The sequence below is a fragment of the Aeromonas sp. FDAARGOS 1414 genome (assembly GCF_019047065.1).
Lineage (GTDB): Bacteria > Pseudomonadota > Gammaproteobacteria > Enterobacterales > Aeromonadaceae > Aeromonas > Aeromonas veronii_A.
Genome location: NZ_CP077210.1, coordinates 2,577,891 through 2,591,331, shown reverse-complemented (window position 1 = coordinate 2,591,331; position 13,441 = coordinate 2,577,891). Strand labels below are relative to the sequence as shown.

The window sequence follows — 13,441 nt, the reverse complement described above, 5'->3', positions numbered from 1 at the left end:
AAGGCCCTATGAGTCTTTTTCTGGATTTTGAACAGCCGATTGCCGAGTTGCAGGCGCAGATTGATGAACTCAAACATGTGAGTGAAGGCAATCACGCCGTGGATCTGAAAGACGAGATCCGCCGGCTGGAGAAGAAAAACGAAGAGCTGACCAAGAAGATCTTCGGTGATCTGGGTGCCTGGCAGGTATCCCAGATGGCGCGTCATCCCCAGCGCCCCTACACCTTTGACTATATCGAGCATATCTTCACCGATTTTGACGAGTTGGCTGGCGATCGCGCCTATGCCGATGACAAGGCTATCGTCGGCGGCATCGCCCGTCTCGACGGTGAGCCTGTGATGGTGATTGGTCACCAGAAGGGTCGCGAGACCAAAGAGAAAATCAAGCGCAACTTCGGTATGCCGCGTCCGGAAGGGTACCGCAAGGCCCTGCGTCTGATGGAGATGGCCGAGCGCTTCAAGATGCCGATCATCACCTTTATCGACACCCCGGGTGCTTACCCCGGCGTCGGTGCCGAAGAGCGTGGCCAGTCCGAAGCGATTGCCCGCAACCTGAAAGTGATGGCCGGTCTGACCGTGCCGGTGGTCTGCACCGTGATCGGTGAGGGTGGTTCAGGTGGTGCGCTGGCAATCGGCGTGGGTGACCGCGTCAACATGCTGCAGTACTCCACCTACTCCGTCATCTCGCCGGAAGGGTGTGCCTCCATCCTGTGGAAGAGTGCCGATAAGGCTTCTGTGGCTGCCGAAGCGATGGGGATCACTGCCCAGCGTCTGAAAGAGCTGAAACTCATCGACAATATTGTCGAGGAGCCGCTCGGCGGTGCCCACCGCGATGTGGAGAAGATGGCCAAAAACCTCAAGGCTCGCATCAAGCAGGATCTGGACGCCCTGCGTCCGCTCGATACCGAGCAACTGCTGGAGCAGCGCTACCAGCGTCTGCTGGGCTACGGCTACTGCTAAGAGCAGCCGTCTGCCCCGAGTATTCAGGCCCCCGTCAGCGACGGGGGCTTTTTATTGCTGATGACTTGTCTTGCGGTGATTGCCCCAATGCGCCCTGAAACGGCACTGCTCAGTCTTCGCGGGTGAGGGGCAGGGGTTGGTATGCCACGCTGTTGGTGAGGGCTGTCAGGGACTGTGGCAACGCGTTGTCTGTCGCCTGCCCGCTGCATCCTGTGGCATCGCTAGCGATGGCATGACAAGCCACGTGATCATCCGATTGCGGCATAAAAAAGCGCCCCGACTGTGCGGAGCGCTTTTACAGGTGTCTGGCGGTATTACAGTTCAATCTCGTCTGTAAGACCTTCATAGGCGATATCGATGGATTGCAGCTCCTTCTGCAGGCGATGTTTGTCTTTCAACGCCTCGATTTCACGCCATTTACGTTTTTTTCCCGTTGTCCCGCGGCTACGCGAACCGAGTTCAACCACCTCGTCATAATCGAAGTTGAACATTTCCATGGCTCCCTCCTTGGTTTTTATCGTTTTCACCACCCGTATAACATAACGAATCTGAAATTAAAACGTTTTCGTGACGACTCTATGACAGCGCTAAAAAAGCCCATGAAAAAAAACCGGGCCCCTTGTTAGGGGCCCGGTTTTTATCAGAAAAAAGAACCGATTACAGGCGGCTTGCCAGCATGGTTTCCAGCTTGCCCTGGTCGATGGCGAACATGCGGATGCCTTCGCCCAGCTTCTCGTGAGCCATGGCGTCCTGGTTCAGTTCCCAGCGGAATTCGGCTTCGGTCATCGGAGTCGGTTTGGCCTTGCGCTCACCGGTGTAGTCCAGTTTGCGTACCACGGCGCCTTCGGTCTTGCTCAGCTCTTCCAGCAGGGCCGGGCCAATGGTCAGGCGGTCGCAACCGGCCAGTTCCAGGATCTCGCCGGTGTTGCGGAAGCTGGCCCCCATCACGACGGTTGGGTAGTCGTGCTGCTTGTAGTAGTTGTAGATGGAGGTGACGGAGACCACGCCCGGATCTTCGCTGGCGGTGTAATCACGGTTGTGCTTGGCCTTGTACCAGTCGAGGATACGACCCACGAACGGGGAGATCAGGAAGGCACCGGCTTCGGCACAGGCACGGGCCTGGGCGAAGGAGAACAGCAGGGTCAGGTTGCACTGGATACCCTCTTTCTCCAGAACCTCGGCGGCACGGATCCCTTCCCAGGTGGAGGCCAGCTTGATCAGAATGCGGTCGTTGCTGATGCCGGCTTCGTTGTAAAGACGGATCAGCTTGCGGGCTTTGGCAATGCTGGCTTCGGTATCGAAGGAGAGACGGGCATCCACTTCGGTAGAGATGCGGCCCGGAACGATCTTCAGCACTTCCAGACCGATGTTGACGGCCAGCTTGTCGCCCGCGTCGATGATTTGCTGTGCCTTGTCCTGGCTCTGGGCTTTGGCCCACTTGATGGCGTCTTCGATCAGCGGAGCGTACTCGGGGATCTCGGAGGCCTTCAGAACCAGAGAGGGGTTGGTGGTGGCATCGATGGGCTGATAGCGTTTGATGGCTTCGATATCACCGGTGTCGGCAACAACAGTGGTCAGGGCTTTCAGCTGGGTTAATTTATCGGCCATAGCGAATATCATCTCTTAATGAGGGAGTAATCCCTGGGTTGCGGGCTTGAGACGGTGGTTCTGAAATAAAATTACAGGATCTTGGTGCCTCAGGCTCAGAAAAGCGCGATGGGGGCGGCCCATCGTCATTGCCTGCCTAATTAATACTGATGTGCTGCATCCTGCAATAGGGGCGCTTGGTTGTTAAACATTCAGGCTGTTGAGTTATCCCGTTTTATGGCTTGAAACTATATGATTAGTAAGGTTTTTTACATTTCGTTCCGACCTCGCTCCGGTTTGCTTTCAGCTGAACTTTTTTAGCCAATATCCATATTTGTGTCGTCGATCACATAAATTATCTCACTACGTACTTGAAATTTAATTACAGCGAAAACGTTTGGCGAAATGTCTCCGTTTGAAAGCCATTTCATGCAAGCGTTTGCGTTTTCGGATAGCTCATCAGGGATATATCAAAATGGTTCTCTTATGGGGCTTAATAGTGGCCTGTCTGATTGAATTATTGAGTTTGTTGAAAGTTTGCGATTTAAATGGAGCTTTATGGGCTTTTACCGTTCGTTTTTTGTGTCTCGCGTGACCGGGATCACTATTCCGGGCTCTCCCGCTGTGCTAGATTCCGCCCCTTTAGCGAAACGCTAATTAAACGACAGACAGAAAACGGTCAGCGCAGACTGACCATGGATGTGAATAACAACGAGAGAATTATGGACACCTTGATTGCGATGCTAAACGACCTGATGTGGGGAGCCGTGCTCATCTACCTGCTCATCGGGGTCGGTATCTTTTTCACCTTCCGCCTGGGTTTTATCCAGATCCGTCACTTTGGCCACATGTTTTCCGTGCTGAAAAACAGCCGTAAATCGGACAACGCGGGCATCTCCTCCTTCCAGGCCCTCTGTACCAGCCTTGCCGCCCGTGTCGGCACCGGCAACCTGGCCGGTGTGGCTGTCGCCATCTATCTGGGTGGCCCCGGCGCCATCTTCTGGATGTGGCTGATTGCCTTTATCGGCATGGCGACCGCCTTCGTCGAAAGCACCCTGGCCCAGCTCTACAAGGTCAAGGATGAGGATGGCAACTACCGTGGTGGCCCGGCCTACTACATGGAGAAAGGCCTTGGCATGCGCTGGATGGGGGTGGTCTTCTCGCTCTGCCTGATCCTGGCATTTGGTCTGGTGTTCAACGCGGTGCAGGCCAACTCCATCAGTCTGGCGATGAAGGTGGCGTTTGGCATTCCTGACTGGGTCAGCGGTCTGGCGCTGGTGGCGCTCTCTGGCCTGATTATCTTCGGCGGCATTCGTGGCATCGCCCGTTTTGCCGAGCTGGTGGTGCCCTTTATGGCGCTGGCCTACATCCTGCTGGCGCTGGTGATCGTGGCGATGAACATCACCGAGTTGCCTCATGTCTTCATGCTGATCATCAAGTCCGCCTTCGGGATTGAGCAGGCAGGCTCGGGTGCGCTGGGTTATGCCATCTCCCAGGCGATGATCAACGGTATCAAGCGCGGTCTCTTCTCCAACGAAGCGGGCATGGGCTCTGCGCCCAACGCTGCGGCGACTGCCACTCCCTATCCGCCGCACCCGGCCTCCCAGGGTTATGTGCAGATGCTGGGCGTCTTTATGGACACTATCGTCATCTGCAGCTGTACCGCCGCCATCATCCTGATGTCAGGTCAGTTTGAGCCGGGCTCCGGCGTGACCGGTGTCGAGCTGACCCAGCGGGCGCTCTCTTCCCAGATTGGCAGCGGTGGCAACATCTTTATCGCGGCGGCCATCTTCTTCTTCGCCTTCACCTCTATCGTGGCGAACTACTCCTATGCCGAAACGAATCTGGTGTTCCTCGAGCACAACCACAAGGGCGGCCTGATGCTGTTCCGGATGTTTGTGCTGGGCATGGTGATGTTCGGCTCTGTGGGCGAGTTGCCGACCGTCTGGGCAATGGCTGATGTCTCCATGGGGTTGATGGCCATCGTCAACCTGGTGGCTATCCTGCTGCTCTCCGGCGTCGCCATCAAGCTGGCCAAGGATTACAACGACCAGCTCAGGCTGGGCAAGGTGCCCACCTTTGATGCCAACAAGTACCCCGAGATCCGCTCCCAGCTGGAAGAGGGGATCTGGGACAATCCGACCAAAAAATAACAAGCGGTGAGTCAAACCTCTTGATTAAAACCTGAAGGGGGAGCCGGTGGCTCCCCCTTCTTTTATGAGCCGCTCTTCGGCGGCTGATCCCAGCGCTGGGCGAGCTGTCTGATACGCCGTTGCAACTGGCGCCAGCAGCGCCCTTGTTGCCGGTCGTTGAGGAGGGCATAACGCCAGCGGCGATAGAGCCACGCACTCTTTAGCAGGGGATGGGCAAGGTCGGGGCGCAGCCGCGCCAGCCGCTCGCACCATGCTCCCATGCTCTCGGCAGGCTCTGGGGAATAGCCGCTGCGTTTGCCCCGTTTGAGCAGGGGTTGCCAGATGCGCCGCTCTGGCGGCAGACGGGCGGGCAACAGCAGGGGCAAGCTCACCAGCAGGGCGACCAGCATCAGGCTGGCGAGGATCAACCAGGGAGTGTATCCCGCCAGTGCAGGCCAGCGCAGACCGATTTGCTGCCAGAGCTGGCCCGCATCGTAACCAATCACCCAGCGACTCCACTGGTAGTCGATATTGTTCCCCCACCAGCGCAGCTGATTGAGCAGGGCCCAGTTGCGATAACGCTGCAGAGCGAGAGGGTCGGCGGCGGTAAACTCGTCGCTCAGGGCCTCCCTCACGCCGCCTTCAATGCGCTCCGGTGCCACTGCCGCAGTGGGGTCGATTCGCCGCCATGTTCCTCCTTCATCGAGATACTCCACCCAGGCGTGAGCATCGAACTGGTGTACCGCCAGATAGTTGCCCGTGGGATTCCACTCACCGCCGAGATAACCGGTGACCAGCCGTGCCGGAATACCGGCGGCGCGCAGCACGAAAGCGGTCGCCATGGCGTAGTGGCCGCAAAAGCCCTGCCTGGTATCGAACAGGAACTCATCCACCCCGTCACCGCCAAGTCGTGGCGGTGTCAGGGTGTAGTAATAGGATTGGCTGCGAAACTGCGCGAGCAGGGCGGCGACCAGCTCTGCGCGATCCGGATAGCGCACAGCCAGCACTTGGCCATGGACGCGCGCTCTCGGGTTGCCTCCGGCTGGCAGTTGCAGGTTGCGCTGAGCGGCTTGGTGGTCGTCCTCGATCTGTGCTTCGCCGCGGCCAATGCGATAGCGGATTGCCACCTCGCCGCTCCCCTGCCGATAGAGGGTGTGAATGGGGGTGAGCAGCACTGGTCCAGTCAGAATAGTCGGTTCACTTTGGGCAAAGGCCCAGCGGTGGCGCTGGGGCTCGGCGATCACCTCGTAGCTCCCGGCGGGTAATGGACTATCTGCCAGCTGATTGCTTGCCCGTGAAGATGATGCCAGAAGGGTCAGCCCGGTCTGCACCGGCACTGTCTGCTGCCATGCTTTGACCTCGGGGCTCAGCAACCAGCGCTGACCATCGAAAACTTCTTGGCGCATCACCGGAAAATAGCGCTCGCGGACAGGGAGCTGGCCATCGGCAAAGCTGACCCGAAACGCCAGTTCCGAGGAGTTGACCAGTTCGCTGATATCGCCGGGGGCCAGCTCTTCCGAGAGGCCGGACAGGGCACGGCTGGTGGTGGGCATCTGCCAGAGGGGCGGCAGCCTTGGCAGTAGTATAAACAGGGTGATAAGCAAGGGCAGCGCCAGCAGCAGGGCGCTCCCCGCACTGCGCCAAGGCCGTTTCTGCTCGGGGACGACGGCGGTCACCAGCGCGGTCACTGCCAGCCAGAGTGCCACTGCCATCCCGGCTGTCCAGCCGATGCTTTGGCGTTGTACCAGCGCCAGCGCGATGAGGAAGAAGGCGAGCAGCAGCACCTGCTCGATATCCCGCTCGCGCCGTACCTCGATCATCTTGAGGCTATAGCCGAGCCAGAGCAGATTGATCAGGGCGGGCAGGGTGCCCAATGTGCGCCACTGCAACCCCAGCAACACCACGGTTGTGATGGCCAGCAGCGCCAACCAGCGGGCAGGCAGGGGCGGCAAGCCGCGCCACAGCATCATGGCCCGGACGCCGAGAGTGATGGCGCCCACTGCCACTACCCAGAGTTGCAACTGGGGCCAGAGCGCCGCGACCAGCAGCAGCTGTTGCAGGGCGATGAGTGGCAGCAGGCGGCGGTTATCGAGCAGCATCTGGCGTGATCTTCGGTGGTGTTGCATCGAATTGGGCCAGTGCCAGCAGGCAGCGCTGCACAAAGGCGGCACCGCTATCGGGCCCCAGCGTCTGGTTTGCCAGTGTCAGGGTAAAGGGGATGCCCCGCTTGCCGTAATCGGCGCACCACCAGGCCAGCACAGCTAACCGCTGTTCCAGATCCCCGCCCGCGACCCGCTGCAAGGTGAGGTGAGTGTCATCCTGCTGCGGTTCATGGAACTGCTTGGTCAGCAGGCCGCGCCCTTGGGCAAGTTGCTTCCAGGCGACCCGGCTCAGTGGTTCACCGGCCTGATGTGTCCGCAGGGTATCAAAGTCACCGAGAGTGGCCGGAGCGGGCTGGCCCTGATGCCCCTCGCTTTCGGTCGCATGTTCCCCTCTTAGCGCCCCGAACGCCGGTTTGGGGGCGAGCCAGCCCTCCAACTGCAAGTCCAGCAGGGACCAGCAGCGAAACAGACCGAGGGGGTAGCGGCTCTCGACCCGCAATCGGCCAAGGGGCAGTGGCCCACGGCGCGAGCCCGATACTGGCAGGATAACTGTGCTGGGCACAGCGTCGGCCTGTGCCAGCCAGAGGGTGCCTTCGTTGAGGCTAAACCGGAGCGCCTGCACCGGGCGAGGGCTCTGCACCAAGATACGGATCGGCAGCTGGCTACCCGCTTCCCCCAGTACCAGCTGGCCACCCAGCAGTTCCAGCCCCAGCAGGTTGCGGTGGGTAAGCCACATGGCGGCCATAAACAGGCTGCCGAGGCAGTAGGCCAGCAGCAGTACCAGATTGTTCTGGTAGTTGGTGCCGAGCAGATAGATGACGAGCAGCACCAGCAGATAGAGCAGCCCCATGCGGGTAGGGAGAATAAAGAGGCTGCGGGTACCCAGCGTGATCTGGCGCGCCGGGGGTATACGGCGATCGAGCCAGCGCCGCTGCCACTTTTCTCTCTTTTGCCGCCAGCGGGTGAGCAAGGCGCTCATCAGGGATTGTCCGGATCGACCCGGGCCAGCAGCCGCTGGCTCAGGGGACAGGCTTCGCCGTGCTGTACGCCAAAGCTGCCCCGCAGCCGATGCTCGGCCACATAGGGGAAGACCGCCTGCACATCCTCTACCGTGACAAAGCGCCGCCCGGCTACCATCGCCCAGGCCCGGCTCACCGCCAGCAAGGTCTGGGCTGCCCGAGGGGAGAGGGGCTGTGGCAGATCCCCATCAAAGCGGCTCTGGTGCACTAGCGCCAGCAGGTAGTCGAGGGTGGCATCGGAAACATGGATGGCATCCCCTTCGCTTTGCAAGGTGGCGAGTCCGGCAGCATCCAGCATGGCGGGCAAAGGGCCCGTCGGCTGGTGGCCGCGCAGTAGCTGGCGTTCCGCCTCTCGCGGCGGAAAACCCAAAGAGAGTCGCACGGCGAAGCGGTCGAGTTGGGATTCCGGCAGTGGATAGGTGCCCGCCTGATCCGCCGGATTCTGGGTGGCGATGACGAAAAACGGATCGGGGAGTGGGTGCGTGTGGCCCTCGATGCTCACCTTGCCTTCGGCCATCGCCTCCAGCAGGGCGCTCTGTACTTTGGGGCTGGCGCGGTTGATCTCGTCCGCCAGCAACACCTGGGTGAAGATGGGGCCGGGGTGAAAGCGAAATGTTTGTTGCTGGGGGTCAAAAATCTGAAGCCCCAGCAGGTCGGCGGGGAGCAGATCGGCGGTGAACTGCATCCGCCTGCATGCCAGCCCCAGCACCTGCGCCAGGGCGTGGGCCAGGGTGGTTTTGCCCATGCCGGGCAGATCTTCGATCAGCAAATGACCGCGCGCCAGCAGGGTCACCAGCGCGATTTTCAGCTGTAGCGGCTTGCCCAGAATGACTTGCTCCAGTGCCGCCAGCAGCCCGGCAATCTGCTCTTCTCTCTTCATTCCCTTCATACACATTCCCTGTATTGCGTCGCACCTACAGCTTATACGCCCGCAAGGGCGAAGGCAGATAACAGACGGGCGGTAAAGTGCAGCGCAGGGATGGTAATGAGCGGGAGGTGACCCGGTTTATTGCTGAGTCTGCTTGATTCAATATGGCCGCTATGGCACGTAACTCAATACAATATTTCCTGATTGGAATGTACCGATCGCCATCTCTTCACTAGGTGAGAGCGGTGGGCGCCCATATAGTTGCCCCATTGCGACGCGCTGCGTTGCTAGCTTTGTCACCACCTTGGCCCCGCCATTGTTCGCCTGTCACTGTGATCTGGCAGGCATCGGCACGCCAATCTGTTATGGAGCGTTCATGCCTGTATTCCTGTTGTGCACTTTTCTGATGATCATTCTCTATCCGGTCGGGATCGATCTCTATCTGGTCGCTGTGCCCCAGATTGCCGATACCCTGCAGGCGAGCGAGGCGCAGATCCACACCGCCTTCTCTATCTATCTGTTTGGCATGGCAGCGACCGTGCTACTGGGGGGGATGATTGCCGATCGCTACGGGCGGCGCTGGGTGGTGCTCGGGGGCGCCCTGATTTTTGTCCTCGCCTCGCTGGTGGCAGGCAATGCGGAGGGGATTGGCCAGTTCTATTTCGGCCGTTTCTGGCAGGGAGTCGGGGCAGGGGCGCTCTATATCATGACCTTTACCGTGCTGCGGGATGTGCTGAGTCAGGAGCGGCTGGCGATGGCGCTCTCGATGATCAACGGGGTCATCTGCGTGATCCCGGTGCTGGCGCCGGTGCTCGGTTACCTCATCCTGTCCCATTTTGACTGGCGCGGGATCTTCGTGGCGATGGCGCTGGTGGCGGCCGCCAGCGGTCTGGTCAACCTGTTGCTGCTTAAGGAGACCCGTCCGGCCCGGCAACCGGGGAGTGACGCGGCGCTTCCCTTTGCCCTGCTGCGCTCCCCGCGCTTTATGCTGCTCTCCCTGCTGACCAGTGCCAGCGTGACCGCCATTCTGGTCTATGTCAGCGTCTCGCCGCTGATCCTGATGAAGGAGTTTGGCTTCACCACAGAGCAGTACTCCATCGTGATGATGGTGATGGCCGGCGTGAGTATGTCCACCTCCTTCCTGACGCCGCTGCTGCTGCGCTGGCTGGGCAAACAGAAGGTGCTGGCGGTGTCTCATCTCTCCTATCTGCTGGCGGCGTGCTCACTGATCGGCAGCTGGCAGACGGGGGGCGATATCCATCTGCTGCTGCCGGGGTTTGCGCTGGTCTGTGTCGGCTTCTCCTGTGGCTTCGGGGTGGCGATGGGGGAGGCGCTCGATGGTTGTCAGCATAACGTGGCCTTTGCCAGCGCGGTGCTCTGCATCATGCAGATCAGCCTCTCCGGCCTCTATATCTGGCTGCTGGGTCAACTTGGCTTTACTCCGTCCGAGATGCTGATCTGCGCCCTGCTGCTGGCATTGCTCAGTTACCTGGCTGTCAAAGGGCTGTTACCATGGCTCGCGCTTCGTGAAGCGCGGTCGCAGGGCTGATGGAAGATGAGAGGGAATTTGCGCAATCTGGGTGAACTCGATTTGAACCTGCTGGTGGTCTTCAAGTACCTGATGCAGGAGCGCAGTGTGGCAGGGGCAGCCAAAAAGCTCTGTGTCACTCCGTCGGCGGTGAGCAAGTCTCTGGCCAAATTGCGGGAGTGGTTTGACGATCCCCTGTTTGTGCGGGTACGGCAGGGGTTGCAGCCCACCAACCTTTCCCTGACTCTGGAGGATGAGCTGAAGGTCTGGTTCCAGCTCACCGACAGCATCACCTCGCTCAATAGCGAGGCGATCCCCGACGGTGCCCGTTTCACGCTGGTGATGGAGTCCCCCTTCTACATCAGCTTCCTGAGCGATCTGCCCATGACCATCTACCAGAAGTACCCCAACTCGGTGGTCAGGATGCTGGGGTGGGATCACCACTCCCTCAACGACATCGTCAATGGCGATGCAGATCTCGGCTTCTGCGCCCGCGAAACCCATGGCCGCTCCCAAGCCAAGGTCAACCGCTTGCCCTACTACATCGATCACGAGGTGCTGTTCACTGATCGCCCGGTGGTTTTTCTGCGCAAGGATCACCCCTTGCTCGAGCAGAAGTGGTCGCTGGAGAATTTTTTGGCCTGCCCCCAGATCAGCATGGTGTGGGAGGCGAACGATACCTGGGCCCTCGACAGTCTGCTGGAGGACGAGGGGCTGAAGCGGGAGGTGCCCATCATGGTCTCAAGCTTCGAGCAGGCGCTGCATATTGCCTCCCAGTCGAGCCACGAACTGATTGCGGTGGCTCCTTCCTACTGCGGTGGTTATGCCAGTCGGCATCACGGCAATCTGATCGCCATGCCGCTGCCGCTCCCCGAGAAGCTCTACGCCCAGCTGGAGATCGCCTTCATCTTGCTGTGGCACAAGCGGCATAATCAGGATGCCAAGGTGATGTGGCTGCGCAACGAGATCCGGCGACTCTACAACGATGAATCGCCACGCTAATGTGGCCGTGACTGTGCCCATCGATCAGCCGGAGCCATCTGCTCCGGCTTTTTGTTGTCGTATCGCCCGGATGAGTGGGCTTTTGCACGACTTAAGTGCCGAGTTCGGGTTCAAGCTGTGTGCCATTCAACTCTCTTTATGCACAGATTGGCCTTGGTTGCACGTCTCGAGTGAAGCTCTTTTCACGAAAAAAATTCATGTGGTTTCATTAGAAAACTTCACCGATGGTCACTTTTAAAGTGTGATCGACCATTAAGTTCCTGTATTTGCAGTGATATAGCATGACTCCCCTTGGAATGGCGGGGTTAGATAGCGCCTGCGTAGGTGACTGCCAGTAGAGCGCAGCGTGAGCCAGCCCCACAGGTCGTCTGTGGCCGTGCCATGCCCCGGCTATCTGGCCACCAGCCATGAGTGACGGAGCAGAGGGGAATAAGTATCAAGGTTGATAAACTGGCTTGAGTAAAGGGATGCAGCAAAGGTAGAACCCGGAGCCAGTAACTGTACCGGGAGACGCCACTCACCATCCCCCGATAACACCTAATTGAAACCGGCTAGATGAAAAAACACCTTTCATCGAACGGGGCCCGTGCACCCGAAAATAGCCAGATTGGCAGGCTGACTGTGCTCCCCGTTATGGCAATGACGGAAGAGAAAATAGTGCGGCAGCTACCACCAGATTAATAAAAATAAATCTCAGCAAAGGCAGGTTGATATGCGTCCAGCAACAGCACCCACAGGGTTGTTACAACAGCCCAAACCCTTCTTTATGATATTTTTCGTCGAACTCTGGGAGCGCTTCGGTTATTACGGCGTGCAGGGGATATTGGCGGTTTTCTTTGTGCAGCAACTGGGGTTTTCCCAAGAGCAATCCTTTATTACCTTCGGTGCCTTCTCGGCGCTGGTATATGGTCTGATCTCGGTCGGTGGCTATGTCGGCGACCATGTACTCGGCACCAAGCGCACCATGGTGCTGGGGGCCGTGGTGCTGGTGATAGGCTACTTTATGACCGGCCTCTCTATCTACAATCCCGACCTGATTTTCTATGCGCTGGGCACCATTGCAGTCGGTAACTGCCTGTTCAAGGCCAATCCGGCAAGCCTGCTGTCAAAATGCTACCAGCCAAAAGATCCGCGGCTGGATGGGGCGTTTACCCTGTTCTATATGTCGATCAATATTGGCTCCCTTATTTCCCTCTCGCTCGCGCCGGTGATTGCCGATCACTACGGCTATACCGTGACCTATAACCTGTGCGGGGTGGGGCTGATTATTGCGCTGCTCACCTTCTTTGCCTGCCGCAATATGGTCAAGGATATTGGCTCCGAGCCGGATCACCTGCCACTGAATTACAGCAAGCTGCTGCTGGTTATATTGGGCTCGGTAGCCATGGTCTTCTTTTGCGCCTGGCTGATGCACCACGTGGTGATCGCCAACATGGTGTTGATGACGGTGACCATCGCCGTGGTGATCTTCTTCTTTCGCGAGGCATTCAGGCTTGACACAGTGGGCCGCAACAAGATGTATGTGGCCTTTGTGCTGATGCTGGAGGCGGTGCTCTTCTATGTGCTGTACGCCCAGATGCCGACGTCTCTAAACTTCTTTGCCATCAACAACATGCACCACGAGATGCTGGGCATGAGCGTCAACCCCGTCAGCTTCCAGGCGCTCAACCCCTTCTGGGTGGTGGTGGGGAGTCCGGTACTCGCGATGATTTATACCCGGATGGGCAGCAAGGGGCGGGATCTCACCATGCCGCTCAAGTTCACCCTCGGGATGTTCTTCTGCTCGCTGGGATTTCTGACGGCGGCGGCATCCGGCTGGTGGTTTGCCGATGAGCAGGGGCTGACCTCCCCCTGGTTTATGGTGCTTATCTACCTGTTCCAGAGTCTGGGAGAGCTGATGATCAGTGCGCTGGGACTGGCGATGGTCGCCGCGCTGGTGCCACAACGCCTGATGGGCTTCATTCTGGGAATGTGGTTCCTGACTCAGGCGATGGCGTCCCTGCTGGGTGGCTATGTGGCGACCTTTACCGCCGTGCCGCAAGGGATGACGGATCCGCTGCAAACCTTGCCCATTTACACCGGCGTATTTGGCAAGATCGGGATGGCGACCCTGCTGATTGCGGTGGTGATGGGGCTGATGGTGCCCTGGCTCAACCGGATGATGAATGCGAACCCGACAGAGGCCGAAGGGCTGGTCGCGGGACAATCACAGGCGTAATGAGGGGATTGTGCGAGACTAGGCAA

Annotated in this window: 10 protein-coding genes; 5 read left to right on the top strand and 5 right to left on the bottom strand. The window is 58.9% G+C overall.

Annotated elements, in window-relative coordinates:
* Positions 1 to 8: 8 nt before the first annotated feature.
* A complete protein-coding gene (accA, locus tag I6L44_RS11440; protein ID WP_204483984.1) occupies positions 9 to 959 on the top strand; it encodes an acetyl-CoA carboxylase carboxyl transferase subunit alpha in 951 nt (316 codons plus the stop codon).
* A gap of 314 nt (positions 960 to 1,273) precedes the next feature.
* Here accA and I6L44_RS11435 read toward each other — a convergent pair whose 3' ends face one another.
* Together I6L44_RS11435 and tal are read right to left on the bottom strand one after the other, a co-directional pair.
* Positions 1,274 to 1,456, bottom strand: coding sequence for a DUF3545 family protein (locus I6L44_RS11435; RefSeq protein ID WP_005338547.1), 183 nt, complete (start codon positions 1,454 to 1,456; stop codon positions 1,274 to 1,276).
* A gap of 160 nt (positions 1,457 to 1,616) precedes the next feature.
* A complete protein-coding gene (gene tal / locus I6L44_RS11430) occupies positions 1,617 to 2,567 on the bottom strand; it encodes a transaldolase (protein WP_139443195.1) in 951 nt (316 codons plus the stop codon).
* A gap of 701 nt (positions 2,568 to 3,268) precedes the next feature.
* Between tal and I6L44_RS11425 the strand changes: the two genes are divergently transcribed.
* A complete protein-coding gene (locus I6L44_RS11425; protein WP_042055130.1) occupies positions 3,269 to 4,699 on the top strand; it encodes a sodium:alanine symporter family protein in 1,431 nt (476 codons plus the stop codon).
* A gap of 62 nt (positions 4,700 to 4,761) precedes the next feature.
* Here the strand turns inward: I6L44_RS11425 and I6L44_RS11420 are convergent, their stop codons facing one another.
* The 3 genes from I6L44_RS11420 to I6L44_RS11410 are packed head-to-tail and all read right to left on the bottom strand — an operon-like array spanning position 4,762 to position 8,679.
* Entirely contained in the window at positions 4,762 to 6,777 is a 2,016-nt protein-coding gene (locus I6L44_RS11420) for a DUF3488 and transglutaminase-like domain-containing protein (RefSeq protein WP_216951875.1), read from the bottom strand.
* Positions 6,764 to 7,759 carry a DUF58 domain-containing protein gene (locus tag I6L44_RS11415; protein WP_216951874.1) on the bottom strand — a complete coding sequence of 332 codons (996 nt, stop codon included), beginning with the start codon at positions 7,757 to 7,759 and terminating at the stop codon, positions 6,764 to 6,766. The genes I6L44_RS11420 and I6L44_RS11415 overlap by 14 nt, the downstream gene beginning before the upstream one ends.
* A complete protein-coding gene (locus I6L44_RS11410) occupies positions 7,759 to 8,679 on the bottom strand; it encodes a MoxR family ATPase (protein ID WP_216954442.1) in 921 nt (306 codons plus the stop codon). Before I6L44_RS11410 ends, I6L44_RS11415 begins: the two co-directional genes overlap by 1 nt.
* Before the next feature lie 364 nt (positions 8,680 to 9,043).
* Between I6L44_RS11410 and I6L44_RS11405 the strand changes: the two genes are divergently transcribed.
* The 3 genes from I6L44_RS11405 to dtpB all read left to right on the top strand — a co-directional run bounded on the left by I6L44_RS11405 (position 9,044) and on the right by dtpB (position 13,415).
* A complete protein-coding gene (locus tag I6L44_RS11405) occupies positions 9,044 to 10,216 on the top strand; it encodes an MFS transporter (RefSeq protein ID WP_216951873.1) in 1,173 nt (390 codons plus the stop codon).
* Positions 10,217 to 10,234: 18 nt separating this feature from the next.
* A complete protein-coding gene (yidZ, locus tag I6L44_RS11400; RefSeq protein ID WP_216954440.1) occupies positions 10,235 to 11,197 on the top strand; it encodes an HTH-type transcriptional regulator YidZ in 963 nt (320 codons plus the stop codon).
* Positions 11,198 to 11,909: 712 nt separating this feature from the next.
* Entirely contained in the window at positions 11,910 to 13,415 is a 1,506-nt protein-coding gene (gene dtpB / locus I6L44_RS11395; RefSeq protein WP_216951872.1) for a dipeptide/tripeptide permease DtpB, read from the top strand.
* Positions 13,416 to 13,441 lie beyond the last annotated feature (26 nt).

Excerpts from the sequence above, each read along its gene's own strand:
- accA (WP_204483984.1), top strand. The coding sequence starts at position 9 with ATGAGTCTTTTTCTGGATTTTGAACAGCCGATTGCCGAGTTGCAGGCG.
- I6L44_RS11410 (WP_216954442.1), bottom strand. The coding sequence starts at position 8,679 with ATGAAGAGAGAAGAGCAGATTGCCGGGCTGCTGGCGGCACTGGAGCAA.
- I6L44_RS11420 (WP_216951875.1), bottom strand. The coding sequence starts at position 6,777 with ATGCTGCTCGATAACCGCCGCCTGCTGCCACTCATCGCCCTGCAACAG.
- I6L44_RS11435 (WP_005338547.1), bottom strand. The coding sequence starts at position 1,456 with ATGGAAATGTTCAACTTCGATTATGACGAGGTGGTTGAACTCGGTTCG.
- I6L44_RS11405 (WP_216951873.1), top strand. The coding sequence starts at position 9,044 with ATGCCTGTATTCCTGTTGTGCACTTTTCTGATGATCATTCTCTATCCG.
- I6L44_RS11415 (WP_216951874.1), bottom strand. The coding sequence starts at position 7,759 with ATGAGCGCCTTGCTCACCCGCTGGCGGCAAAAGAGAGAAAAGTGGCAG.
- I6L44_RS11425 (WP_042055130.1), top strand. The coding sequence starts at position 3,269 with ATGGACACCTTGATTGCGATGCTAAACGACCTGATGTGGGGAGCCGTG.
- dtpB (WP_216951872.1), top strand. The coding sequence starts at position 11,910 with ATGCGTCCAGCAACAGCACCCACAGGGTTGTTACAACAGCCCAAACCC.
- tal (WP_139443195.1), bottom strand. The coding sequence starts at position 2,567 with ATGGCCGATAAATTAACCCAGCTGAAAGCCCTGACCACTGTTGTTGCC.